23 protein-coding genes and 3 tRNA genes are annotated in these 23,697 nt (G+C 32.9%); 16 read left to right on the top strand and 10 right to left on the bottom strand.

Annotated features, from left to right (window positions below; translation table 11 throughout):
- Positions 1-75: 75 nt before the first annotated feature.
- Both FJR03_RS06955 and FJR03_RS06950 read right to left on the bottom strand, forming a co-directional pair.
- Entirely contained in the window at positions 76-1,137 is a 1,062-nt protein-coding gene (locus FJR03_RS06955) for a sensor histidine kinase (protein WP_193112806.1), read from the bottom strand.
- Positions 1,124-1,780: a response regulator transcription factor gene (locus tag FJR03_RS06950; protein ID WP_193112805.1), complete on the bottom strand. Its 657-nt coding sequence runs from the start codon at positions 1,778-1,780 to the stop codon at positions 1,124-1,126. The genes FJR03_RS06955 and FJR03_RS06950 overlap by 14 nt, the downstream gene beginning before the upstream one ends.
- A 115-nt stretch (positions 1,781-1,895) precedes the next feature.
- Between FJR03_RS06950 and FJR03_RS06945 the strand changes: the two genes are divergently transcribed.
- Genes FJR03_RS06945 through FJR03_RS06930 form a run of 4 tightly spaced genes read left to right on the top strand, consistent with a single transcriptional unit; the run spans position 1,896 to position 7,569 of the window.
- Positions 1,896-2,336 (top strand): cytochrome c, encoded by a 441-nt coding sequence (locus FJR03_RS06945; RefSeq protein ID WP_193112804.1) that lies wholly within the window; start codon positions 1,896-1,898, stop codon positions 2,334-2,336.
- Positions 2,336-3,571: a TolC family protein gene (locus FJR03_RS06940; protein ID WP_193112803.1), complete on the top strand. Its 1,236-nt coding sequence runs from the start codon at positions 2,336-2,338 to the stop codon at positions 3,569-3,571. Before FJR03_RS06945 ends, FJR03_RS06940 begins: the two co-directional genes overlap by 1 nt.
- Before the next feature lie 3 nt (positions 3,572-3,574).
- On the top strand, positions 3,575-4,489 hold the full coding sequence (locus tag FJR03_RS06935) for an HlyD family secretion protein (protein WP_193112802.1): 915 nt from the start codon (positions 3,575-3,577) through the stop codon (positions 4,487-4,489).
- Entirely contained in the window at positions 4,486-7,569 is a 3,084-nt protein-coding gene (locus FJR03_RS06930; RefSeq protein ID WP_193112801.1) for an efflux RND transporter permease subunit, read from the top strand. The genes FJR03_RS06935 and FJR03_RS06930 overlap by 4 nt, the downstream gene beginning before the upstream one ends.
- Here FJR03_RS06930 and FJR03_RS06925 read toward each other — a convergent pair.
- From FJR03_RS06925 to FJR03_RS06910, 4 genes are read right to left on the bottom strand one after another with little or no spacing between them, the layout of a single operon-like run.
- Complete coding sequence (locus FJR03_RS06925; RefSeq protein WP_193112800.1) at positions 7,566-8,096, bottom strand: HPP family protein; 531 nt, start codon at positions 8,094-8,096, stop codon at positions 7,566-7,568. The genes FJR03_RS06930 and FJR03_RS06925 overlap by 4 nt on opposite strands.
- A 9-nt stretch (positions 8,097-8,105) precedes the next feature.
- The gene (locus tag FJR03_RS06920) at positions 8,106-8,525 is read right to left on the bottom strand and encodes a hypothetical protein (RefSeq protein WP_193112799.1); all 420 of its coding nucleotides are present in this window, start codon (positions 8,523-8,525) and stop codon (positions 8,106-8,108) included.
- Entirely contained in the window at positions 8,525-9,676 is a 1,152-nt protein-coding gene (locus FJR03_RS06915) for an NnrS family protein (RefSeq protein ID WP_193112798.1), read from the bottom strand. Before FJR03_RS06915 ends, FJR03_RS06920 begins: the two co-directional genes overlap by 1 nt.
- Complete coding sequence (locus tag FJR03_RS06910) at positions 9,673-10,095, bottom strand: RrF2 family transcriptional regulator (RefSeq protein ID WP_193112797.1); 423 nt, start codon at positions 10,093-10,095, stop codon at positions 9,673-9,675. The genes FJR03_RS06915 and FJR03_RS06910 overlap by 4 nt, the downstream gene beginning before the upstream one ends.
- Before the next feature lie 131 nt (positions 10,096-10,226).
- Here FJR03_RS06910 and FJR03_RS06905 point away from each other — a divergent pair, with 131 nt between their 5' ends.
- From FJR03_RS06905 to FJR03_RS06860, 10 genes are all read left to right on the top strand, one after another.
- Positions 10,227-10,637 carry a bacteriohemerythrin gene (locus FJR03_RS06905; protein ID WP_193112796.1) on the top strand — a complete coding sequence of 137 codons (411 nt, stop codon included), beginning with the start codon at positions 10,227-10,229 and terminating at the stop codon, positions 10,635-10,637.
- On the top strand, positions 10,637-10,996 hold the full coding sequence (locus FJR03_RS06900; protein WP_193112795.1) for a cupin domain-containing protein: 360 nt from the start codon (positions 10,637-10,639) through the stop codon (positions 10,994-10,996). Before FJR03_RS06905 ends, FJR03_RS06900 begins: the two co-directional genes overlap by 1 nt.
- Positions 10,997-11,322: 326 nt before the next feature.
- Positions 11,323-11,769, top strand: coding sequence for a c-type cytochrome (locus FJR03_RS06895; RefSeq protein ID WP_193112794.1), 447 nt, complete (start codon positions 11,323-11,325; stop codon positions 11,767-11,769).
- A 27-nt stretch (positions 11,770-11,796) separates the two neighbouring features.
- A complete protein-coding gene (locus tag FJR03_RS06890) occupies positions 11,797-13,161 on the top strand; it encodes a cbb3-type cytochrome c oxidase subunit I (RefSeq protein WP_283949387.1) in 1,365 nt (454 codons plus the stop codon).
- A gap of 1 nt (position 13,162) precedes the next feature.
- The gene (locus FJR03_RS06885; protein ID WP_193112792.1) at positions 13,163-14,905 is read left to right on the top strand and encodes a nitric oxide reductase activation protein NorD; all 1,743 of its coding nucleotides are present in this window, start codon (positions 13,163-13,165) and stop codon (positions 14,903-14,905) included.
- Position 14,906: 1 nt separating this feature from the next.
- Positions 14,907-15,689: a CbbQ/NirQ/NorQ/GpvN family protein gene (locus FJR03_RS06880; protein ID WP_193112791.1), complete on the top strand. Its 783-nt coding sequence runs from the start codon at positions 14,907-14,909 to the stop codon at positions 15,687-15,689.
- A gap of 1 nt (position 15,690) precedes the next feature.
- The gene (locus FJR03_RS06875) at positions 15,691-16,287 is read left to right on the top strand and encodes a cytochrome c oxidase subunit 3 (RefSeq protein ID WP_193112790.1); all 597 of its coding nucleotides are present in this window, start codon (positions 15,691-15,693) and stop codon (positions 16,285-16,287) included.
- Positions 16,288-16,296: 9 nt separating this feature from the next.
- Entirely contained in the window at positions 16,297-16,557 is a 261-nt protein-coding gene (locus FJR03_RS06870; protein ID WP_193112789.1) for a cytochrome C oxidase subunit IV family protein, read from the top strand.
- Between the two features lie 170 nt (positions 16,558-16,727).
- Positions 16,728-16,898, top strand: a complete 171-nt coding sequence (locus tag FJR03_RS06865; RefSeq protein WP_193112788.1) for a globin family protein — start codon at positions 16,728-16,730, stop codon at positions 16,896-16,898.
- A gap of 210 nt (positions 16,899-17,108) precedes the next feature.
- The gene (locus FJR03_RS06860) at positions 17,109-19,361 is read left to right on the top strand and encodes a UvrD-helicase domain-containing protein (protein ID WP_193112787.1); all 2,253 of its coding nucleotides are present in this window, start codon (positions 17,109-17,111) and stop codon (positions 19,359-19,361) included.
- Between the two features lie 110 nt (positions 19,362-19,471).
- Here FJR03_RS06860 and FJR03_RS06855 read toward each other — a convergent pair whose 3' ends face one another.
- The 4 genes from FJR03_RS06855 to FJR03_RS06840 all read right to left on the bottom strand — a co-directional run bounded on the left by FJR03_RS06855 (position 19,472) and on the right by FJR03_RS06840 (position 21,667).
- A complete protein-coding gene (locus tag FJR03_RS06855; protein ID WP_193112786.1) occupies positions 19,472-21,214 on the bottom strand; it encodes a class I SAM-dependent methyltransferase in 1,743 nt (580 codons plus the stop codon).
- Positions 21,215-21,370: 156 nt separating this feature from the next.
- A tRNA-Gln gene (locus FJR03_RS06850) sits at positions 21,371-21,442 on the bottom strand.
- Between the two features lie 43 nt (positions 21,443-21,485).
- Positions 21,486-21,560 (bottom strand) — tRNA-Gln (locus tag FJR03_RS06845).
- 30 nt (positions 21,561-21,590) lie between these two features.
- Positions 21,591-21,667 (bottom strand) — tRNA-Met (locus tag FJR03_RS06840).
- A 155-nt stretch (positions 21,668-21,822) separates the two neighbouring features.
- On the opposite strand from FJR03_RS06840, the gene FJR03_RS06835 reads away from it, so the two are divergent.
- A complete protein-coding gene (locus FJR03_RS06835; RefSeq protein WP_193112785.1) occupies positions 21,823-22,851 on the top strand; it encodes a bifunctional 3,4-dihydroxy-2-butanone 4-phosphate synthase/GTP cyclohydrolase II in 1,029 nt (342 codons plus the stop codon).
- Between the two features lie 2 nt (positions 22,852-22,853).
- On the top strand, positions 22,854-23,666 hold the full coding sequence (locus FJR03_RS06830) for a DNA ligase (protein ID WP_193112784.1): 813 nt from the start codon (positions 22,854-22,856) through the stop codon (positions 23,664-23,666).
- The last annotated feature ends 31 nt before the right edge of the window (positions 23,667-23,697 follow it).

Here is a 23,697-nt window from a genome sequence, read left to right as displayed (position 1 = left end):
AATTGCTCTCTATGTTCCAAAAATAAGAGATTCTTGAGTTAATATTCGTCTGACTCAGGGGAATATTCCACAATACTAAAAACATAATGTAACTTTAGTTCCTATTTCTTCTTTTGAAGAGATAAGAATTGATATGTTCAAGCTATTACATAGTCTATGAACAATATGCATTCCAATCCCATGTCCTAGGTCATTTTCTTTATAGCTTCTCTCAAAAACTTTTTCTGGATACTTTACCCCTTTACCATTATCTTCAATACTAAGACAATCATCTGCAAAATTGATCCATATTTTAGGGTTCTCTTCATTGGCATATTTGCAGGCATTAACAAGCAGATTGTCTAGTATCCTTGAGATAGCTTTCTTATTTGTAAAAAGTTGTGTATTTTTATCTACAGTGACATTAAAAGTGATCTTTGGATAGAGTAACTGAAAATCATCCACTTTATGTTCTAATAGCAGGGTAAGGTCTACTGTCTCTTTTTCAAGTTTGTGATCAAGTAATAGCTCGAGATTTTTATAAAGTGAACTGATTGTATCAGCACCCAGAACTATTCTATTGAGTCTTTTTTGTTTTTTAGGATCGTTTTCATATTCCATCAGGAGGTTTGTATTTAGCAGGATAGAAGTCGCTGGTGTGTTGAGATCATGAATAAGGTCAAGTACAAATCTATCTAAATGGGTAATCACATCTTTCATTGGACGCAGAGCTTGTTTAGCTAAAAAGTAGCTCAATACTAAAAGAATAATTAATAAAGCAACTTGTAAAGAGATAGTGAAAATTTTAACTTTGTCTATTGCATCATCTATCTCTTTTGCATCTTTATATATAACTATATAACCCTCTTTCTTTGCTATTGGAAATGCTTTCACATAGTCTTTTCCTATCTTTTGAGGGAATTCAAATGCCACTTTCTGATTTTTTTCCAAACTGTATGAAAAGCCTTTTTGAAGATGTTGAAAATCTGTTTTAGCCAATAATTCTGAGTATTGAAACATATCTGTAGCAGTTTGTTTTAGAATGAGATGTTTTTGTTGGTAAAAATAGAGGTACCCTAATACAATTACAAAAAATCCAGTAGTAAGGAAATAAATAAGTGTGAACTTGATTAAAGAAGATTTTTCATGGTTTTTCACATCTGTATCCTATTGCTCTAATATTTGTTATATCTAATCCAAGTTTTTTTAGTCGTGAGATTTGAACACGCAAGGAAGAATCACTTCCAAGTCCGCCATCATGTGTAAAATCCAAGATTTCATCTTTTGTGATTACCCGTCCAGTATTTTTGAGAAACAGTTCGAGAATTTTTAATTCCGTAGGTGTTAAGTGTTCTGTATCCCCATCTTTTGTAACGATCTTACTTTCTATATTGTACGATATATCTTTATAATGTACCTGTGTATTGTGTGATAAGAAGCTTTTTTGGATCTGCTTGTTAATTCTAACTAGTAATTCCCTCATATGAAACGGCTTACGAATATAATCATCCGCACCAACTTCAAAACCTTTTTCAAAACTTTCTATATCAACTTTGGCAGTAATAAATATGGCAGGTGTTTTATCACCGCTTTTTCGAAGATCATTTAAAAGTTCCAGACCATTGATAAAGGGTACATTAATATCGAACAAGTACAGATCATATTGATGCTCAAAACTTTTATCTAAAGCTTTTTTCCCATCTTTTACCCATGTAATGTCATAGTAGTTTTCATCTTCTAAAATATCAACTATGGTTTCCCCTAAAACAGTGTCATCTTCTACTAATAATATTTTTTTCATACAGTATTGTAAAAATGTTTTGTTAATGAAGTATTTATATGTAGGAACATTAATACTTTATTAACACTCATTTTTTAGGATTTTGAAAATAAAGAATCCAAATAGGAATTGAAATATGAAGAAAATTCTATTTATAGCAATGATAGGAATAAGCTTATATGCTAACGATAAAGCAAGTACAAACTTATCAGATGAATTGAGAGCACTTTTGTCTCAAGAGATGCAGTTTATAAAATCTGGAATGGATGATATGCTTTATGCGATTGTTTCAAACGATTATAAAACACTAGGTGAAACTGCTAAAAAAATTCAACACAGTTATATTTTAAAACAGGAAATCAAGCCTGAACAAAAACAGGAGATTAACCAGAAGCTTTCAACAAAGTTTATGGAGTTTGATCATGAGTTTCATGAAACTGCTCAAGACTTGGCATCATTTGCAGAGTTTGAAGACAGAGAAAATGTTATGAAGAGTTATTCAAGTATGATTAACCAATGTGTTCGATGTCATGAAAGCTTTGCAACACACAGATTTACAAATTTTGAGTCTGAATAATGCGTTACGTTCTCTTATTAGTGGTCATTCAACTCTCACTCTCTGCTTTAACTCTTGAAGAGGCTATAGAAGAATTAAAGAGTAACAACTTGAATATTCAGATAGCCCAACAAAATACAAGTGCCAGCCAAAGTAAACTTTCAAAAAAAAGATCTTCCTATTTTGGTTCAGTTGATCTTCTTGCCAGTTTTGCAAAGTATAGCGAGGGAAGAACATTGGAGCCGATCACTCCACCTATCACAAGCTCCATAGCTACAAGTGATGCTATAACGAGTGTCGGAGTTGCATATAAGGTAAATCTTTTTAACGGGATGAGAACATTGAACGAAACAGAGATGGAAAAACTCTCTGTTTCGATCGCAAAGGCCAAAGAAAATTTTACACAAAATGAACAGATATATATAACACAATCTATTTATCTTAATATCCTGTCATTGCAAAAGATACTATCTTCGCAAAATGAATACAAAAAAGCACTACAACACCTAAAAGTCATTGTAAATGAAAGTGTAGTGTATGGGAAAAAACCGCAGTTGGATATTTTAAAAATAGAGTCTCAAATACATAATATAGAAGATCAAATCACTCTACTGCAAACAAAGATAAATATCTCAAAGTCAAAACTAAGTCTCATTATATATGGCAGTTTTAAGCCTATTAATACACTTGAAGAAGTAGAACTTTCAGTCATGGAACCAAGCTATACGCTGGAGAACCTTCCCTCTATAAAAATGACACATTATAAGCTTGAAAAAACTAATAAAGCATATAAAAACACCTATAGCTCATACTATCCACAGATAAATTTCCAAGCAAGCTATATCGATAATTACGGTGATGGGAATAAAGAGAATGTTTCAAGTGCAGCGGTAAATCTACAATGGAAAATATTTGATTTTGGTGCTCGTGAGGATGGTGTAGAGCTTGCAAGAATAGAGAAAATTAAAAGTACTATAGAATCAAAACAATCGATATTAGAGTATGAAAATAGGATATATGAGGCTAAAGAAAAGGTACTTCAAAATCAGCAACTTGTACGATCAAGCAAATCACAAACACTAGTCGCAACAAAAATTAGAGAGATAGAAGCTCTCAAATATAATGAAGGGCAAAGCAGTATCAACGATCTGTTGTTTGCAAGTGCCGATGAGACACTTAGCCAATCAAAATTTATCGAGGCGAAGTATAAACTTTTAGAGTCTCAATTTTATTTAGCATTTTTAACAAAGGAATAAGCTATGACATTCACAAAAAAAATAACTATATTGATCTTTTTACTGATTCTGATCGCAGGCGGTTTTATTTTGATCAATTCAAAGAAAAAAGAATTTCAAGAGGAGGCGACTGCATACATCCACAAACATATCCCAATGAATATGGAAACTCAAAAGAGTAAAACAGATAATGAGATTTTTACAGCAAAAGTTGCAGCACAAAAAAATCCAAAGCTTAGTACGAAAATATCAGGATATATAGAAAAAATATATGTAAAAGAGAATCAGAGGGTAAAAAAAGGTCAGATCTTAGTTTCTATTGATGCAGGTGAATACCAAAACTCCTTAAAGCAGTTAGATTACAGTGTTCAGGCTGCAAAGAGAAATATCTCTGCATTGGAAAAAACGGTAGCATTTCAGAAACTTGACATGCAGCAAGCTTTTAAAACATACAAAAGCAATAAAAAGATATTTCAAGCAGGAGGGATCTCGCTAGATCAGCTAACTATCTCTGAAATAGTTTATGAGCAAAAAAATTCAAAATATCTTTCAACATTAGACCAAATCGAATCTAACAAACTTGCTCTGAAGTCACAAGAAGCACTTTTAAGTTCGAAGAAAAGTTTAGAAAAATACTATTCGATATATGCACCCTTTGATGGGATAGTGGAAAGCTTGTACTTATCGCAAGGGGATCTGACACAAGGGAATAAGCCTGTTTTATCTTTATTGTCACACAAACAAAAACTTACTTTTACTTATGCTAACGACTTGATAAAAGATGGGCAAGATGTATATTTTAAAGGGGGTAAGATTGGTAGTATCGGGATAATCTATCCAAGTGCACAAAGATATCTAAAAGTAGCAGAGATCTCGTTGGATAAGCCTTTAGATTTTACATATAACTCTTTAATATCAATTGAGGTAGATATAAAATGATTAAGAAAATTGTTCATGTAATATTAAACCGTCCCTATTTTATATACTCATTTTTAGCTCTGTTTGTATTTTTAGGTATTAATGGTTATTTTAAACTCGATCAAAAACTCTTTCCAAACTCAAATAGACCAGAAATTGCAGTAGTTCTTGTGCAACCTGGAAGCTCTGCAAAAGATATGGCGGCACATATCGCCATTCCTGTCGAAAAAGAGTTATACACGATCGATTATATTCGTAAAGTATCCTCTACAACAATTGATGAAGTAACTGTAGTTAGAGCTGAATTTGAATATGAAAAAGATCTAAATGATGCTGCACTCGATGTATCCAATACTATAGATAAACTAAAGTCACAATTGCCTCAAGATATAAAAGAACCGCAGATTCATAAAATTTCAGCAGCTACAGCTCCTATTATTACAATTGGAATTAGTTCGAGTACTTTTTCTATGATTGACTTACGTGAGCTAATAGAGGATGATATAAAAAGTGATATATTAAAGATCAAAGGTGTAGCCAATGTAGATATATTTGGCGGTTATACAAAAGAGTTGCAGATAATTTTGGATATCAATAAAATCAATGCTTTGCATGTCAGTACCAATGAGATAGTAGAGATTATAAAGGCTAATAACCAAGACTTTGCGATTGGAAATATTCAAGATCAAAAAAACAGAGTACTTCTAAAAAGTACAAATAAAGCAGATGCCCTTTATAAGCTTGAGAATTTGGAAGTAAAGCCCAATATCAGACTAAAAGATATTGCAAAAATCTCTTTTACGCACAATACAAACAATGCACTTTACAGAGGAAACTCTAAAGACAGTATCGCTCTAGCGGTACAAAGAAATTTAGATGCTGATGTTGTAAAAACGATTGAACAAGTAGAAGATGAACTAAAAGTATTAAAAAAACGATATCCGGAACTTAGTTTTGAGATTACAGATACACAAAAAACTACAATCGTACAAAGTAATCAAAACATGCTTGAATCACTTCGAGATGCGATCATAATGTCAACAATTGTAGTATTTATATTTTTGGCTTCTTTTAGACAGATATTGGTTGTACTGCTAACGATTCCAGTCGTATATCTCTCTACAATCGCACTGATGTGGTTATTTGGCTTAGAGTTCAACATCATTACGCTAACAGCAATTATTTTAGCCCTGGGACTCTTGCTTGACGATACCGTGGTTGTAGTAGAAAATATTCAAAGACATTATGAAAACCTTCATGAGAGTATGGAAAAAGCTGTAGAAGATGGAACTACCGAAATTATGTTTGCCGATTTTTCAGGGACGCTTACAACGATGATAGCACTTTTTCCTATTTTATTTGTAGGGGATTATCCTCAGACAATTTTTGGACCGCTTATTACTACTTTATTACTGGCGTTAACCGCTTCTTATATCATTTCGATCACTTTGGTGCCGCTCATTTCAAAATATATTTTAAAGATAAATACTCCTTTGATCATCTATTTGGAAAAAAAATTTCAAATAGTAAGTGATGCAATAAACAATGCCTTTAGTGGATTTTTTACACAGGCAGTTGTACTGGCACTAAAAAGCAGATGGGTATTTACTGGTTATATTGTTTTACTCTTGGCACTTTTCTTTGTAAGTGTAAAAGTGGTTATGCCTCTTGTTGGAAAAGAGTTGATGCCTGCGATGGATACTGGTTCTATCAAAATCAAAATAGCAACAACACCAAATATCAGTATCGATAAATCAAAAGAGATAGTTGTAGAGATTGAAAAAATTTTAAAAGATAATGGACAAATCATTTCTACATCAGCATCTATCGGTTCAGAAGCGGGAGTGTTGAGCATTGGCAGTGGCGGTGGAGCTAACGATATTTTGATATTGGCAAATTATATTAACAGATTTGAAAGATCTAACTCAATTTGGGAAATAGAGGAGAGACTAAAGCGTCAAATTTCAAAACTTGAGGGGATCAAAACCTTAGAGATTAGCGATGCAGGTGCAACAGCAATGGCAAGTATCAAGGCTAACATTGATGTAACTCTTTATGGTGATGACTTTGAAGAGTTGTATAAAAAAGCACAGGAATATGAAGCAGCAATGAATCGTACACAGGGAATAGTGACATCATCTTTGAGTTGGCATATGGATATGAAAACTTATGAATTAGAGATTGATACTCTAAAAGCACTTAATTTCGGGATCTCAAATCAGCAAATTACACGTTCACTTCAATCAGTTTTACGTGGAGCTGTAGTCTCGACATTTGATAAAAAAAACAAACTCTCTTTACCTGTGCGTATATGGGTACAAAACGATCAGATAAATTCTCCTAAAAAAATTGAGAGTCTATTGATACAAACACCTCTGGGTGAGATTCCTCTAAATGCTGTAGCTAAAATTAAAGAGGTGTATCAGCCCAATATCATTACTAGAGAAGGACTTTCTTATACAATCGATATATTTGGCTTTAGAAAGGCACAGAGTATTTCGAGACTAATGGAAAACTTTGCAGAGGCTTCTCGGGATATTGTTTTACCAGAAGGAATAACAATGAAACACTCAGGAGATATCGAACAGTTTAATGATTCATCTATTAGGATTATAAAAAGTGTAGCTATCGGAATAGTGTTGATTTTTCTTATTATGATTCCTTTATTCAACTCTGTAAAAATACCGTTGATGATTATATTTTCTATTCCATTAACAGTTGCAGGTGCATCGTGGATACTTCTGATATTTGATTATCATAGTTCTATGAGTGCGATGGTTGGATTTATTCTCCTTGCTGGTGTAATAGTAAATAATGCAATTCTCCTAATACATTTTGCATCTGAAAAACTTAAAGATGGTGCAGATGCTCAAGAGGCAATGATTGAGAGTATCAAAGTAAGAACTCGTCCCGTCTTAATGACGGCAATAAGTGTAAGCGTAGGGATGGTTCCTGTAGCTTTTGGGTGGGCTATAGGGATTGAACGTTTAGCACCTTTAGCGGCAGTGGTGATCGGAGGTTTGATTGTTGGGACATTTTTAACGTTACTTTTCATCCCTTTACTTTTTATACTAAGTATGAAAAATTCAAAGAAGGCTTAATCGCGATTTGGATAACTTCTATGTTTGGAGATGTTATTAACAAGTAATGCAATAAAGAATAAAATCACTGCCCCTGTAAAAACAGGGTAGAGAACATACAAAAAGCCTAGCTCATGGATCTTCTCGCTCCCTAAAACAGCAATCAATGCAGTTGCCCCTCCCGGAGGGTGTAAAGTTAAACTGAGTTGCATTGCAAGTATTGATGTTGAAACAGCAAAAGCAGCTGCAAAAAGCAAGTGATCGTGAAAGACTTTATAGGATATAACACCTATAATAGCAGATAAAACATGTCCACCTATTAAGTTTCTTGGCTGAGACAAGGGTGAATGTATAGCACCATATACTAAAACTGCACTTGCTCCAAAAGATCCAATGACTAAATTAAGATCATTATCACCTAGAATACCGTTATGTACTACTACAATCGTGAAAATCCCCAAAAAAGAACCGATCCAAGACCAGATCATATTTGATTTTTCAAGAGGTTCGGTATTTATTTTTTTAAACTGTTTAAAAAATTTCTTCATATTTTTTTTTTACACATGCCACATTACTTGCGAAAGGATAACGATAAAAATCACTAAAATAAATGGTAATTTATGGCTCTTAAAGATCAAAGGCTGAATATTAAAAAATACTTGTAGAACTCCTCTTAGTCCTAACCATGAAGCAAGAAAAGCCTTTAGTATAAGTAAAACTTGGAAGTTTGAAAGTCCATCTGCAGATATCTCTCCAAAATTGACATAAAAAAGATATATACCACTCAAAACCACTAAGATTAAAGCTTTTGGAACCAACACTTTTGTAAACTCTTTAAAGTATGATCTTACCTCTGCATATTTTTGTGTGGATAATGTTTTTTGCATTCTCATTAAAATAAGATTATCTGTAAATAAAAAACCTCCATAAATAAGAACAGAAAAAATATGAATAAGTTTCGCAATAAGGTACAACATTAAGAACTCCCTATCTTTTTGCCATTTAATAACACAGACCCATATCGTCCTATCCAAAGTATATAAAGAATCATCCATGCTGTTGCAGCTGCATCAAAAAGCCAAAGTTTATCTATAAAGAGAGAGTAAGCAGCTCTTAAAACTACGATAACCTGAACAAAATAAAAAAGATTTGTCACATAACGATCTGCATGAGGTGCTTGTCCTGAATGTCCAAGTGTTACACGTGTTCCAAAACCTATCAGTATAGTTGTTAAAAACCCTATTGCCATTACATGTAATGACAAAAAGTTTATAGAAATAATACTTACGATTAAAGCTATAGGTACCCAATAAAGAGCTAGATGTAATATCCATAAAATTGCAGGTGATTGTAATGTGTCAAATTTCCATCGACGCAACTCAACGAAAATATAAATACCTAATACAACGTCGATAATCATTTGTGGAAATTGTAAGGCAGTAATTGAAAAAACTGTATGCAACAATAATCCGCTAAAAACGACTGTATTAAATCCGCGTCTTTTTTCGACAGTAACATGACTAAAGAATGGAACCATTCTTTGAGCAACTGTAAAAGCGATAAAAATAAGATAGTTCCAAAAGCCTATAGTAGCTGCAATATTAAATATATTGAGATCATATTGAAAGATTGAAAGATTGCTATCTACTAAGAAAAGAGCATGTGTAAAAAGACCCATATAAAATCCTATTAGAATCCATAAAGTATCACTACTTGCTCTAGAAGTATGCCCTTCATTATATATCTTTTGCAACTCAATCACAACAAGTATATCTGAAAAAAATATTACTAGGATAGATGCATTTACAAGAATAGGATTAGTAAAAGCTCCGATGATAAATAGAATACTGCCAAATTGTAAAAAAGAAAAAATACGTATATAAACCTTTCTTTCTATAACAGAACTTTGGCAAAAACGGGGAAAAGTAGTAAATAGAAAACCAATAAAAAAAGGTGTAAAGATCATAAAAAACATTGTGTATACATGGAAAAATATCGGAGAAATATTTAATGTAAACACTCCATGATACATCAATGCAAAGAACAACATTGAAATCACTGCCCACACCGTTCCTGAAAGAAAAAATGGTTGATGGGGCTGCGATAAAAAATAGTTTTCTTTTATCATACCTTAGTTCCTTGGTTGGCGATCTGTTCCAACGTAGTCTCTTTAAACATTTGTTCAATTAAAGTTTTAGGTTGCATCCATTGATCATGTAAAGCACATTTATTTACTTTATTACAAAAGCCAATTCCTAATATACATTGTTCTTCATGTAAAGGATCATTAAAAACATCTAATATATCTGATATTTTTATTTCTGATGCAGATTTTTTTAGCTCATATCCACCTTCTCGTCCTCTTATTGACGTAACAAAACCTGCTTTAGTAAGTTCACCCATAATTTTTGTTAAAAATTTATATGGTATTTCCAATCTTTCTGCTATCTCTTTAGCGCTCAGTAAATAATTTACACTATCACCTTCTTGTTGAGTCAGATAACTTAAAATTCTTATAGCATATTGTGTTGTATTGTGTAGTTGCATTTCTATTCTCCAATTTAATTATCATAGTTTAATAAAAAAATATTTAATTCTACCTTTAAGTAGTAATTAAATATTTTCCTGTTAGCATTATAATTACCACTAAAAGGTAGTATTTAAATAAGGAGTTTAAAATGATTGATTTAACACTGATTCCAAAAGTTGCCTATGATGAAATGAATGCTGTTCATGCTGAAGAAGTAGAACTACTTAATAATATTGAGAATTTACTTGAAAATAGTGCACCACCAGAGCAGATAAATGTGGCTGTAGACTTACTATTAGACCATACTCGTGAACATTTTGCAAATGAAGAACGTCTCATGCAAGAAATTAATTTCCCTGCATTCAGAATGCACAAGCATGAGCATGACCGTGTATTAACAGAATTTCAATATGTTATTTTAGATTGGCGAAATAAAAAAGACAACTCTATTTTAGAGGAATATTTGACCTCAGATATACCAGCATGGCTACATCAACATATCTCTAGTATGGATACTGTGACAGCACAGTTCATTGCTATGTCAAAAAAGGATATATGATGGATATAGTCTCTTTTTTAAACGTTAGCACTAGTGAAAAAAAAGTGCAAATAGATAAGCTATCCGAAACATCTTTTTCCAAAGAGATACGTATCTGCATGGCAAAAGACAGTGTAATGCAAGAACATACAGCTCCCGATGCCATAACGATTCTAATCATCAAAGGCAGAGTACGTATTGATTCTTTAGAAGAAAGTAAAGAGTTAAACAATGGGGATATGGTTTATTTTAACGCCAAGGTACCACACTCCTTAGAAGCACTTGAAGATAGTGTAATACGCCTTACGCTTTCAAAACATGATTCCGAGCAAAGAGTCTTTTCGCTTGTAGAAAATATTCCAAGCCATAGGACTTTTTGACATCTTATTCATAGCAATTTTCAATAATATTCAAAACCCATAATAACCTCTTTGTTATAGTTCATTTAAACGATAAAACAATATACAAAAGTACTTATTTATGGGAACTTACTGAATTCCGATACATTACCATTTTTATTTAAATTAATAATGGTTAACCATTACATCTTGTTGCAGCATACCAAATATATTGTTTAATTTGAAAAGTTTAAATAAAAAAGTTTCACATTCAAATATTTATATTCTACCTTTAAGTAGTAATTAAATATTTTCTTGTTAGGATTCCAATTACTACTCATAGGTAGAATTTAAATAAGGAGTTAAAAATGAGTGAGCGTATAACGAAAAATATGGCCAGAAACATTTACTTTGGTGGTGGCCTTTTCGCTATTTTGGTATTTACAGGACTTACCTTTGACACTGTCAATCAAATACCAAAGTTAAGTCATGAAAATACAATGACTAAATCCGTAGCTCTAGGTAAAAAGGTTTGGGAAGACAATGACTGTATCGGTTGTCATACTCTCATGGGTGAAGGAGCTTACTATGCACCAGAATTAGGAAATGCGTATAAACGTTTGGGTGCAGGTGATGAAAAAACATTTAAAGAGTATTTATCAGGATGGATGGCAGCACAACCGTTAGACGTTCCAGATAGAAGAAAAATGCCTCAATTTCATTTGACTCCTGAGCAGATAGATAATCTTGCTGATTTCTTGATTTGGACTTCCAAAGTGAACAATCAAGAATGGCCACCAAATATTCAAGGATAAGGGGAATTTATGAAATATTCATCTCAAATGGTCGCAAAACCGTATTTCATTTTTGCATTGATTCTGCTCGCAGGCGAGATTCTTTTCGGTATAAGTATGGGAATACAATATTTATATGGCGATTTTTTATTCCCTGCTATACCGTTTAATGTTTTAAGAATGGTACACGTTAATTTACTAATAGTTCTTTTATTATTTGGATTTATGGGAGCAACTTACTATCTGATTCCAGAAGAAAGTGAAAGAGAATTATGGAGCCCACTATTAGCGAAAATAACATTTTGGGTATTTGCAGTAGCAGGTGTACTTACAATTCTTGGTTATTTATTTGTACCGTATGCAACACTGGCACAAATAACTTTTAATGATTTATGGCCAACTATGGGTCGTGAGTTTCTAGAACAACCTACTATTACAAAAATTGGAATTGTATTTGTAGTATTGTCATATATTTTGAATGTCACTATGACCGTATTAAAAGGACGTAAAACAACTATTTCAATTATATTGTTAACTGGATTATTTGGTTTGGCATTTTTCTTTTTATTTGCTTTTTATGTACCTGACAATCTAGTTATGGATAAATTTTTCTGGTGGTTTGTAGTCCATTTATGGGTTGAAGCTACATGGGAACTTATTTTAGGGGCACTTTTAGCATTTGTATTGATTAAAACCACTGGTGTTGACCGTGAACATATCGATAAATGGCTTTACCTAATTATTGCAATGACACTTATTTCAGGACTTGCAGGAACTGGGCATCACTTTTTCTATATAGGTACTCCAGGTTACTGGTTATGGATAGGTTCTATCGCATCGGCAGCAGAGCCAATACCATTTTTCCTGATGATTCTTTTTGCATGGAATATGGTGAAAAATCGTCGTATTCAACACAATAATCATGCCGCATTGACATGGGCAAAAGGGACAGCTGTAATGGGATTTTTAGGTGCTGGTGTATGGGGATTCTTACACACGCTTGCTCCAGTTAACTATTATACCCATGGTACACAGCTTACTGCTGCACATGGTCACTTGGCATTCTTTGGTGCATACGTAATGATTTGTTTTACATTAATATCATACGCTATGCCAATTCTTCGTGGTCGTCCTCATGGTAACGGTCCTAAAGCACAGAAAGTAGAATTAATTAGTTTTTGGTTGATGGTTATAGGTATGATAGGACTGACTTTGGCATTGACTGTTGCTGGTGTAATGCAAATTGAAATGCAAAGAATTCCTGATTCTGTAAATGCTCTAAGCTTTATGGATACTCAGACTAGAATCGCCACTGTATATACAGTACGTTTATTATTTGGACTTATGGTACTTTCCGGATTGCTGACATACTTTTATAGTTTCTTTGTAAAAGAACCAAAGGTGAGTATGTAACATGGATGAAAAAGTCGGTAAACTCTGGAACAGTTTTATAACAAAAAAAGTCTCTCATCTATATGAAGATGAGCAGATATTTTTTACCCACAAGAGTAGACCGTTAAAACTTTTTTATCATATTTTAGGAGGTGACAAAACTAAAGATATATATATTACTGACAAAAGAAGTATCAAAACTACTCGAACGTTTCTTGAACAAATTTCAGGAGCAGGAAAAACTTTTCATCTTGCTTGGCAGGATGAAAAAGGTATATACCTTCCTGCTTCACTAGCCTACTTCCCATCAAAAAAATATAATGAAATACATTACTATTGGCTTGTAGCAATGATAAGTCATATCAATGTTAATAATCAAAATATTGTCGAAGAAAATATAATTACAACTAATTTACTTTTAAAAAAATATTTTGGTTTTGGAGATTTTTATAAATATGCACAAAAGTTTTTGACACAAAACTATCCACAATTATCAGATCCTCAGTATCCGAATCCTTTATGGATATATCCATCTATGGCCAATAGTGGGAAATCACTTGACTTTGATATTGAAGATGAAGTAAATGCTACAGAAAATAAGCAACATAAACGTGATACATTAACAATGAAAAAAAAGGCTAATCAGATTGATGATACAAAAGAAACGGACGGACTCTTATTGTTTTTACCAGAGTCTGTATTAAGTTTTATGGAGCAAGTAAGTGTAGATAGACAAGAAAATGATAGCTACGATGAAGATGCAATTTATAATGCTGAAGAGTTAGATGAAATAACTCTAGGACAAAAAGATCCGAATCTCTCAGCAAGAGTCAAAATGGATCTCGACATTAAAGGCAATGAGCTCATAGAATATCCCCTTGGAAAAGGTATTCTGATAGATGAATGGGATTACAAAAAAAAGTCTTATTTAGAAAAATATGTTCTCATTCAACCTCATGTTACTCTAAATGTAGGACCAATTAAACTACCACAGAGACTTATCAAGACAATGAAAAAAATTCAAAACGAACTTGATTTAATCCATCTTGATCGTATAAAAAGAAATTATCTTCCTTATGGAGATGATATCAATATCAATACATGGATTGATTATAAAAGTGATAAAAATCAATCAAATTATTCTCAAAAGTTTTTTGAGAGTTATGAGAAATATACAAGAAACATGTCAACACTGATACTAGCAGATGTATCCCTCTCAACAGAAGCTGGAATTACTCAAGAAATACGTGTTATTGATATGATCAAAGATTCTCTTATGGTATTTGCAGAATCACTATATAAACTCAAAGATCAGTTTTCTATATATACCTTTTCATCCGTAAAAAATACGAAGGTTAATTTTCACGTTATCAAGAATTTTAAAGAGAATTACAATGATTTAATACGAGGACGTATAGAAGCAATAAAGCCTGGCTATTACACTCGAATGGGAGCTGCTGTAAGGGAAAGTAGCAAAATTTTAAATCAACAACAAAGCCAAAATAAATTATTACTTATTCTGAGCGATGGCAAACCAAACGATGTCGACAGGTATGATGGACGATACGGTATTGAGGATACTAAAAAAGCGATAGAAGAAGCAAAGAAAAAAGGAATTATCCCTTTTTGTATCACGATTGATACTGATGCCAAAGATTACTTGCCATATCTTTTTGGTAAAAATGGATATGCACTTATTCGTGACCCTAAAAAACTTCCTAAAGTGCTACCAGAAATCTATATGAATTTAACAAAAGGAAATTAATATGTCTAAAATTTACTATTTACCTCAAACAAATGAAGTGGAACTTTTCAAAGCTGCTGCATCAATGAATCTGCCTGTCTTGATAAAAGGGCCTACAGGTTGTGGAAAAACACGTTTTATTGAAGCAATGGGAGAAGAGCTAAAACGTGATGTATATACCGTTGTATGTCATGATGATCTTAGTGCAGCAGATCTAATTGGCCGACATTTAATAGATGAAAATGGTACCTATTGGCAAGATGGACCACTGACAAAAGCTGTACGAAATGGTGGTATATGCTATCTTGATGAGATTATAGAAGCAAGAAAAGACACTACTGTAGTTTTGCATTCACTTGCTGATTATCGTCGTAGTCTGTCTATAGACAGAACAGGCGAAACCATAGAAGCTCATCCCGATTTTATGTTAGTGGTTTCCTACAATCCTGGATATCAAAATATTTTAAAAGGAATGAAGCCCAGTACTAAACAGAGATTTATTTCATTAAGTTTTAGCTATCCAGACCAAAAAGTAGAACAAGAAATCATTATAAAAGAGAGTGGAATTTCTGAGCAACTTGCACAAAAACTTGTCATGATTGCGGGAGAAATTCGTCAACTAGACGACAGTGATATTCAAGAAGTAGTTTCTACAAGACTACTTGTGTATGCGGCCAAACTAATTACGGGAGGGTTCACACCGTATCAGGCTTGTATTCATTGTTTGGTTGAATCTCTTAGCGATGATCATGATCTTCTCGCAGTACTTGAAAAAGTAATATCTTTACATTTTCCAAAGAGTTAAAATGATTCAATCTAAGGCTATTAAAAAACAGTATCCTCCAGGAGATTTTGCTATTTGGATTGTGATCTATATTGAGCTAATAACTTTTGGACTTTTTTTTATAGGATATGCTTTTTCACGTAGACTGAATGTCGATATGTTCAATAATTCACAGCTTTTATTAGATAAAAATTCTGGTTTTATTGATACTCTTTTATTGCTCACCAGTAGTTATTTTATTGTTAAAGCTATTCAAAATATAAAAGATAAAACACTAACAATAAAAAAAGCCAACGAGATTGCTTCGAAATGGTTGTTCTCAGCAATAGGATTTGGTAGTATTTTTTTAATCAATAAATTACTAGAATTCTCAAATTTATTTGAACATGGTATCACTCTTAGTACAAACACTTTTTTTATGTTCTATTTATTGTTGACAATGTTTCATTTTATGCATGTTTGTTTAGGTATTGTAATTCTCATCGCTATCTTCAAACAAACAAAACTTTATAGTTATACTTCTAATGAATGCAGTGGACTAGAAACAGGTGCATCTTATTGGCATTTAATAGATTTATTGTGGATTGTTTTATTTTCACTTGTGTATATAATTCGATAAAGGGCAGAAATGAAACGAACTGTTGATGTGATATGGATAAATTTATTATTACTTTCTCTTGCCTCTTTTTTAATAGGAAAATTTGAGTTATCAAATATCAGTATCTTTATCATACTTCTTATAAGTATTTTCATCAAGGGAGAATTAGTTATCGATTATTTTATGGGACTTAAAGATGTTGATTGGAGATATCGTAGCATTCCTATACTTTGGTTAGTAATCATTTTATTATTAATTTTTATCGCTTATTATCTTCCCGAACAATCTTAATATGAAAAGAATATTCTTATAGCTCGTTAAAATTTGAACTTCTATAATTTTTGTAAAGTTCTTTGTCTTGGATAATCTTTTGTATAATTCACTTTAATCAAATCTAATGAACTATGATTATTGACAGCGGATGAGCAAATTACTTTGAACAAACAAGAGGTGTCTCTAAAATGGTCGCTAGACATGCAAGGTTTAGAATCAATGCAAATGGAAGATACATTTGGCTTGCCTCATATAAAATACTTTTAGAGGATTTAGAAAATGAAGGTATTGATGAAAAATATATTAAATCTTTTTGGAACTATTTAAATAATTTTTCTATGGTACTTGTTAATACATAAAGTAATTTTTGTATTCACTTCCAAGTTGTTCATCAAATAGTTCTTTTTGGAGCATGTTCAATAACCCAAGTCTTTTTAGAGCAAGATTTTTAACAGTAAGATTTGCTCCAAAAGTAAGAATTTATGGAAATATCTGTACAACCATAAAAGGAACCAAAATTCCATCCTTACTATGAGATCAACAGAAAATATTTTAAACAGCTAGAGCATATGATACAGGTGCGCGAGGAAACTTGTAAGTTTATTATTGAGGCTTTGTTGGAGCAGTTGGAAAACAAAGATGAAGCGGAGCTTGAGATCTCAACCAATAAACTCAAAATAAAGTTTGACGGAGATAAGAAAAAGATCTCATTAGAGGGATTTCATCACTCTTTGGTCTATCTTCACGAACTGCTTAAAACGAGTTTTGCACTCAGACGTGGAAGGCTTATATATTACCAAGCGTATAAGATCACTAAAAAAGAGAATATTCAAGAGAATACCCCATACAGAAAAAGAGATCATTACAACAAGAGTTTAAAGCCCTATTATGAAAGAAAGATAGAGTCGATCCATATTCAGATCAGTTTTATAGAGAGGTTGATCAAAGATGGATGGGGGAAAACGTCAGAGTTTGTAAAAGACTACTTTGGGATGGAGTATGCAAAATTTAAAAAGCGATACAAGTTTGATGAGAAACATATAAAACTGCCAGTAACTCAGGAGCGGCTCAAAGAGATTATCTACGATCTCAATAATGAGCAAAAACAGATATTTGAAGATGATAAGAGTGATTCTATAATGGTGTTAGCAGGTCCGGGGAGTGGAAAAACAAAAACTTTAGTGCATAAGATAGCTTCCCTAGTAACTATTGAGAACAATAAACCTGAGTACTTTTTAATGCTTGCACACTCAAGGGTGGCAGTTGCGGAGTTTAGAGACAGACTCCATAAACTTATAGGCAATCAAATATATGAGATGAAGATCTTTACCTTTCACTCTTTTGCGATAAACCTACTAGGGAAAAAACTAGATAACGAAAACATCTCTTTATACAATGTAATTGAAGAAGCTACAAGATTACTTGAAAACGGGGATATAGAACTCCCCTATATTCAGATGCTAGTACTCGATGAGTATCAAGATGTCGGTGCAAAAACATATAGGTTTATACAAGCCATATACTCGCAAATGGCAAAAGATAAAAAGATAATTGCGGTAGGAGATGACGATCAGTGTATAAATAACTTTGGTGCAGATAGTGCAGATATACGCTATATAAATCAGTTTCAAAAAGATTTTAAAGAGTTTGATGAGGAGAAAAACTTTCAGTTTACGCAGTACTCGTTACTGACCAACTATAGAAGTAAAAAAAATATTGTCGATTTCTCCAATAGATACAGAGAACTAATCCCAAATAAACTGAAACTTGAGCCTCTTTTACCAAAAGCGGGAGATGATGGGGAAATAAATATAACTCATTATCAGAACAGAAGTTTTATTCAAAACATAGTAAGAGGTGTGCAAAAAGATGATTCAGAAACTATAGCGGTATTGATGAGAAACAATGAAGATGTTTTAACAATCTTCTCGGAGCTTCTAAACAGTGGCATAAATGTTAAGTACATCACCTCCAAAGATGGTTTTAGTCTGGGGAACTTGATAGAACTACAGGAGTTTTTAGAGTATTGGAAGACAAGTACGCTTACAGATGCAAAAAACTATTTTGATAAGGCCTATAAAAACTCTAAGAACTATAAACTAGCAGATAAAGTGATCGAGAAGTTTATGCACCAGTACGAAGAGGAGATGCAGACGAATCCTGATCATTTTACCTCTTTGTTTGAAGAGTATTTAAAAGAGATAGAGTTTGAGGAGTTTGAGTATACAAAAGCAAATGTACTAGTTTCTACAATGCACAAGGCAAAAGGGAAAGAGTTTGATAGTGTTTATATAGGAATAGAACAAGATTTTATTCAAAACGATTACGATAAAAGGTTATTGTATGTCGCTATGACAAGGGCAAAAAATAGTTTGCATATCCATACTAAAAATCATATGTTCGATTCTTTACATCATTATTGTACGAATAATTTTCAGTATACTCAATTTGATGAAGAACCAAATAGGGTTGTCTTTCTTATGGGACTAGGGGATATCGCACTTTCAGATAAATATTCAGCCGATGGAATAAAAAGAGTTGGTCCGCAAGCGGGAGATAAATGTCAAATAGTTCAAAATAGATTTGGTTTTGAAATTTATAAAGATCATGTGAAAATAGCAAGATTGGCAAAGCCATCCACTTCAGATAAAGAAGATAAATTGTCTAATAAAATATATGAAAAACTTCAAAATGGCTATCAGCTAAAAGAGAAAGTTGAAATAGACTATATTGTTCAATGGTATAACTCAAAAAATGACAAAAATTATCGGCAAGTATTATGTAAAATTTATATGCAAAAGGTTGAAAATAATGATAAATAATATAGATAAGTCTCTTTAAAGTATGTTTACTTAATCAATATTTACCGAAAATTAAGGTGCTAAGCATTGATGACTGAAAAAGGAAAGATAGGAGTTAGTTTAGTATAAAATTAAATACTCCATCTTTTTAATCCTCTGATTGAAGAAGTAATCTCTAATTGTTCAGACACAGCTAAAATCAATTTGTCTTTCCAGCTCTCAGATATTGGATCTAAATTAAAAGAGCTGTATATCTCATGCTCAAATCTGTCAGGGGCATTGTCTTTAACATATTCCCAGTAAGTAATGATCTGATTTTTTTGTTTATGTAATAGCTCACTACTTACCAGCTTATCACTCTTGGTATTGTTTTCCTGTTTTGAAGCAGGAAGAAGATTCCATAAATCATTATTTGAATATATTGAATATGGCAATACATGGTCAACTTCATATGAAGATATCTTGTCTGAACTCCATACAGATCTGAGTTCTCCATGTTCTTTCTTATACTTGTCATATATTTTTCTAGCTAACTGTGTATCCCGTTTCACTTCATAATCTTTTGAAAGAAGTGTAACTATATCTCCAGAAGATATGTTTGAACCGCTGATTTTAGACAAGTTTTCAGTAAATCTAGCCCATCTAAGTGTAATAGAGTCTTCTATCCATGAACCGTATCTGTAGAGTTCATAATAAGCATCCTGTTTTATACCAATAGTTGTACAGCTGTCTATGAGGGATTTTGGATTGATTGACAAATTCTTTTTAGGAAAACTTTTTGCACCGTTGCCGACAATAAAAAAACTCTGGTCATCAAATGAGCTTCCCGAGTATTTTACTGGTCCGCTGATAATTGTATTAATTATCGTATTTACTAAATTTCTAACGATATCATATTCTTCAGTGTTACTAGCTATTCCATTTTGAAATTCATTGTAAAATGAATAATATGAATTGTTTTTATTCTTTGTATTATAAGTATCTATCGCATTTTCCAGTGTTTTTCTGAATGCCAGTTTTTTGGCAGACTTTTCCTCACCGTTTCTCTGGGGGATAAATGTTGTGTTTTCCATTAGTTTCCAATAAGCTTCAATCCATTTTTCAACTATCATACCTATAGGGAAAAAAACATATCCTTCTTTAAATGATGCAAACCTGTTTAACGGTGATGAAGCTATCTGAGCAAAAGACCTGAGTAGTGCAAATTTATATGTTGAGTCTTTTGAATCTTGAGAGAGTATTGACTCTATCTGATCAATACCTTTTTTAGAAATGTCTGTATACTGAAATACTTGTGTAATCCAAGTTATGTTATTTCTACCAAGACCGTCTGCAGAGGTTGTGGTTTCTACTAAACTAAAGCCGAAAGTTTCAAATAAAAGAGACAGTTGTTCCTGATTTATATCTTCAAAATAACGAGGGTCGTTCTCTCTAGTCGTAATTGAATAACTGATTATTACTTTTCCGCCGGGCTTTAAATACTTTTTTATATTTAGTATCGCTTCAAAGTGCTCCTCTTTTGGCAAGTGCATCCATGTTGCAATTGAATATATAACACTGAAAAATTCTTTGAATTCATCTGATAAATTCAGTGATGGTAAAACAGAGTGAAATATTCTTTCTTTAAAAGATTGGTAGTCTGCAGTAAATAGATTTATAAATGATTTAGAACCGTCTACACCCCATCCTGTGATACCTCTGCGTTTTAGATGTAAAAGATCACGTCCTGATCCAAATCCAATATCGAGTACTTTATCGGAACCGTTAATATGCTTATCAAGTACTTTATGAACTTTGGTCATATCTGCTGAATTATAGCGTTCATAGAGGTTTGAAGCATTTTTATTGTAATAATCTAAGGTATTTGATTTCATATTATTAGTTTATCTAAATATTTTTGATTTATTTTATAGTTATATTTTATTTGTATTGAAAGTGTCAGTGGAATTGTCAGTAAAAATCCTATAAAATCAGCTGACAGTTGTTAAATCAATTATGTTGAATTAAATTCAATGTATTGAAAGACAATTATGGGGTAGAGGGATTCGAACCCCCGAATATCGGTACCAAAAACCGAGGCCTTACCGCTTGGCGATACCCCAATATTTAAAAAAATTAGTTTGTTTTGAAGTTTATTTGTGTGGGTGGATGGGGTAGAGGGATTCGAACCCCCGAATATCGGTACCAAAAACCGAGGCCTTACCGCTTGGCGATACCCCAATATATTAATATGTATGCGAAAGTTTAGTTTGGTTGCGGAAGCTGGATTTGAACCAGCGACCTTCGGGTTATGAGCCCGACGAGCTACCGAACTGCTCTATTCCGCGGTGTTTCAAAGACTTCTGTTTGTCTTTGTAGGCGGAATTATAGACGATTTTTTTTTCTATGTCAAGAGTTTTTTGAAAAAATTTCAAATTTCTTTTTGAACTACAATTAATCAATAATTTTATATAATATATGTAACAAAATAAAAAGAGATATAATGACACCAATTGATAGAGTTTTAAAAGCTATAGAAGAGATAAAGAAAGGAAATATGGTCATCATGTGTGATGACGAAGATAGGGAGAATGAAGGCGACTTAGTTTATGCTGCAGCATTTTCGACACCAGAACATGTAAACTTTATGGCTACACACGCACGCGGCCTTATATGTGTAGCACTTTCAAGACAAATTGCTAATAGACTTGAACTGAATCCTATGGTCAGTTCAAATACTTCGTCATATGAAACGGCATTCACTGTTTCAGTAGATGCTACTACCGCAACAACAGGTATATCTGCCAAAGAGAGAGACGATACGATCAAAATACTAGCAAATCCAATTTCAAAGAGTGAAGAGCTAGTACGCCCTGGACACATTTTCCCACTTATTGCAAAAGAGGGTGGTACATTAGTAAGAACAGGGCACACGGAAGGTTCAGTTGATCTTTGTCGTTTAGCAGGTCTGAGTGAAGCAGGTGTTATTTGTGAGATCATTAAAGAAGACGGTACAATGGCTAGACGTGATGATCTTGATATTTTTGCAAAAGAACATAATCTTCATACAGTATTTATTTCTGACCTTGTAGAGTATCGTTTGGCAAACGAATCACTTGTAAAAGAGTTACATGTTGAAGAGGTAGAGTTTTTTGGGGTAAAAGTAAGTCGTCATACATTTGCTGATCATGATGGGATTAACCATACAGCAATCTCATTTTACAATCCTAAAGAGATCGCAAATGTAAGGGTACATAATGTAGTCCCAGACTGTGAGTTACTGCTGAATCAAGATAAATACAATCACTTGATTCATTCTATAGAGTATTTAAAGCAAAATAGCGGGCTTTTAGTATTTATAAACAAGACACATCACCAAGACAACTCAGCTCCAAAAGAGTTTGGAATCGGTGCGCAGATCATTAAACATTTTGGAATCTCTAAAATGAACTTAATTACGTCAATGAAAAAAACAGATTTTGTAGGACTCAGTGGTTTTGGACTTGAGGTTAATGAGCTTATAACAGTATAGTAATGAGATATCTATACCTCCTTCTTCTACCGTTATTTTTATATGCTGTAAAACCTGAGCTTTTACTGCTTCAAAAGTATGATGAAAGTATGGATGTTTCGGGTTGGTTAATGAGTGAAAAACTTGATGGGGTAAGAGCGTATTGGGATGGAGAAAAACTAATCTCAAGAGGTGGTAAGGAATTTTTTGCTCCAAAAGAGTTTACAAAAGACTTTCCACCTTTTGCGATCGATGGGGAACTCTGGAGTAAAAGAGATGATTTTGAAAATATTAGCTCTATCACTTCACAAAAAACTCCCCATAAAGGATGGAAACAGATAACTTATAATATATTTGAAGTACCCTATCAAAAAGGTGGACTTTTACAAAGAATTAACATATTACAAAACTATCTCAAAACACATCCAGAAACTACGATCCGAATGATAAAACAGATCAAATGTAAAAATAAAAATCATCTTAGAAATTTTCTTAAAGAAGTCGAAGAAAAAGGTGGTGAAGGGGTAGTGATCCGAGAACTAAATGCTCCATATATAGCCAAAAGAACAAATAAATCCCTCAAAGTAAAAAGTTTTGATGATACTGAATGTAAAGTTATAGGTTATAAACAGGGGAAGGGAAAGTATAGTCAAAAAGTGGGCTCTTTAACGTGTCAACTAGAAAACGGTAAAGTTATATATTTAGGAAGTGGACTGGATGATTTTCAAAGAGAAAATCCACCAGAGATAGGGACAGTGGTGACTTTTAAATATTATGGCTTGACGAAAAATGGAATTCCCAGGTTTCCAGTGTTTCTTAGACTTAGAAAGCAGTAGTGTTTAGGGTAATTCTAAGAGAGATTGAAGT

Source organism: Sulfurimonas marina (genome assembly GCF_014905095.1).
Lineage (GTDB): Bacteria > Campylobacterota > Campylobacteria > Campylobacterales > Sulfurimonadaceae > Sulfurimonas > Sulfurimonas marina.
This window is presented reverse-complemented; position numbering and strand designations above follow the sequence as displayed.

Bases quoted from the DNA above. Each gene is read 5' to 3' on its own strand.
- FJR03_RS06870 (WP_193112789.1), top strand. From the start codon at position 16,297: ATGAAACGAACTGTTGATGTGATATGGATAAATTTATTATTACTTTCT.
- FJR03_RS06950 (WP_193112805.1), bottom strand. From the start codon at position 1,780: ATGAAAAAAATATTATTAGTAGAAGATGACACTGTTTTAGGGGAAACC.
- FJR03_RS06865 (WP_193112788.1), top strand. From the start codon at position 16,728: ATGGTCGCTAGACATGCAAGGTTTAGAATCAATGCAAATGGAAGATAC.
- FJR03_RS06885 (WP_193112792.1), top strand. From the start codon at position 13,163: ATGGATGAAAAAGTCGGTAAACTCTGGAACAGTTTTATAACAAAAAAA.
- FJR03_RS06890 (WP_283949387.1), top strand. From the start codon at position 11,797: ATGGTCGCAAAACCGTATTTCATTTTTGCATTGATTCTGCTCGCAGGC.
- FJR03_RS06905 (WP_193112796.1), top strand. From the start codon at position 10,227: ATGATTGATTTAACACTGATTCCAAAAGTTGCCTATGATGAAATGAAT.
- FJR03_RS06875 (WP_193112790.1), top strand. From the start codon at position 15,691: ATGATTCAATCTAAGGCTATTAAAAAACAGTATCCTCCAGGAGATTTT.
- FJR03_RS06935 (WP_193112802.1), top strand. From the start codon at position 3,575: ATGACATTCACAAAAAAAATAACTATATTGATCTTTTTACTGATTCTG.
- FJR03_RS06925 (WP_193112800.1), bottom strand. From the start codon at position 8,096: ATGAAGAAATTTTTTAAACAGTTTAAAAAAATAAATACCGAACCTCTT.
- FJR03_RS06920 (WP_193112799.1), bottom strand. From the start codon at position 8,525: ATGTTGTACCTTATTGCGAAACTTATTCATATTTTTTCTGTTCTTATT.
- FJR03_RS06910 (WP_193112797.1), bottom strand. From the start codon at position 10,095: ATGCAACTACACAATACAACACAATATGCTATAAGAATTTTAAGTTAT.
- FJR03_RS06855 (WP_193112786.1), bottom strand. From the start codon at position 21,214: ATGAAATCAAATACCTTAGATTATTACAATAAAAATGCTTCAAACCTC.
- FJR03_RS06830 (WP_193112784.1), top strand. From the start codon at position 22,854: ATGAGATATCTATACCTCCTTCTTCTACCGTTATTTTTATATGCTGTA.
- FJR03_RS06945 (WP_193112804.1), top strand. From the start codon at position 1,896: ATGAAGAAAATTCTATTTATAGCAATGATAGGAATAAGCTTATATGCT.
- FJR03_RS06915 (WP_193112798.1), bottom strand. From the start codon at position 9,676: ATGATAAAAGAAAACTATTTTTTATCGCAGCCCCATCAACCATTTTTT.
- FJR03_RS06895 (WP_193112794.1), top strand. From the start codon at position 11,323: ATGAGTGAGCGTATAACGAAAAATATGGCCAGAAACATTTACTTTGGT.
- FJR03_RS06835 (WP_193112785.1), top strand. From the start codon at position 21,823: ATGACACCAATTGATAGAGTTTTAAAAGCTATAGAAGAGATAAAGAAA.
- FJR03_RS06930 (WP_193112801.1), top strand. From the start codon at position 4,486: ATGATTAAGAAAATTGTTCATGTAATATTAAACCGTCCCTATTTTATA.
- FJR03_RS06940 (WP_193112803.1), top strand. From the start codon at position 2,336: ATGCGTTACGTTCTCTTATTAGTGGTCATTCAACTCTCACTCTCTGCT.
- FJR03_RS06900 (WP_193112795.1), top strand. From the start codon at position 10,637: ATGGATATAGTCTCTTTTTTAAACGTTAGCACTAGTGAAAAAAAAGTG.
- FJR03_RS06880 (WP_193112791.1), top strand. From the start codon at position 14,907: ATGTCTAAAATTTACTATTTACCTCAAACAAATGAAGTGGAACTTTTC.
- FJR03_RS06860 (WP_193112787.1), top strand. From the start codon at position 17,109: ATGATACAGGTGCGCGAGGAAACTTGTAAGTTTATTATTGAGGCTTTG.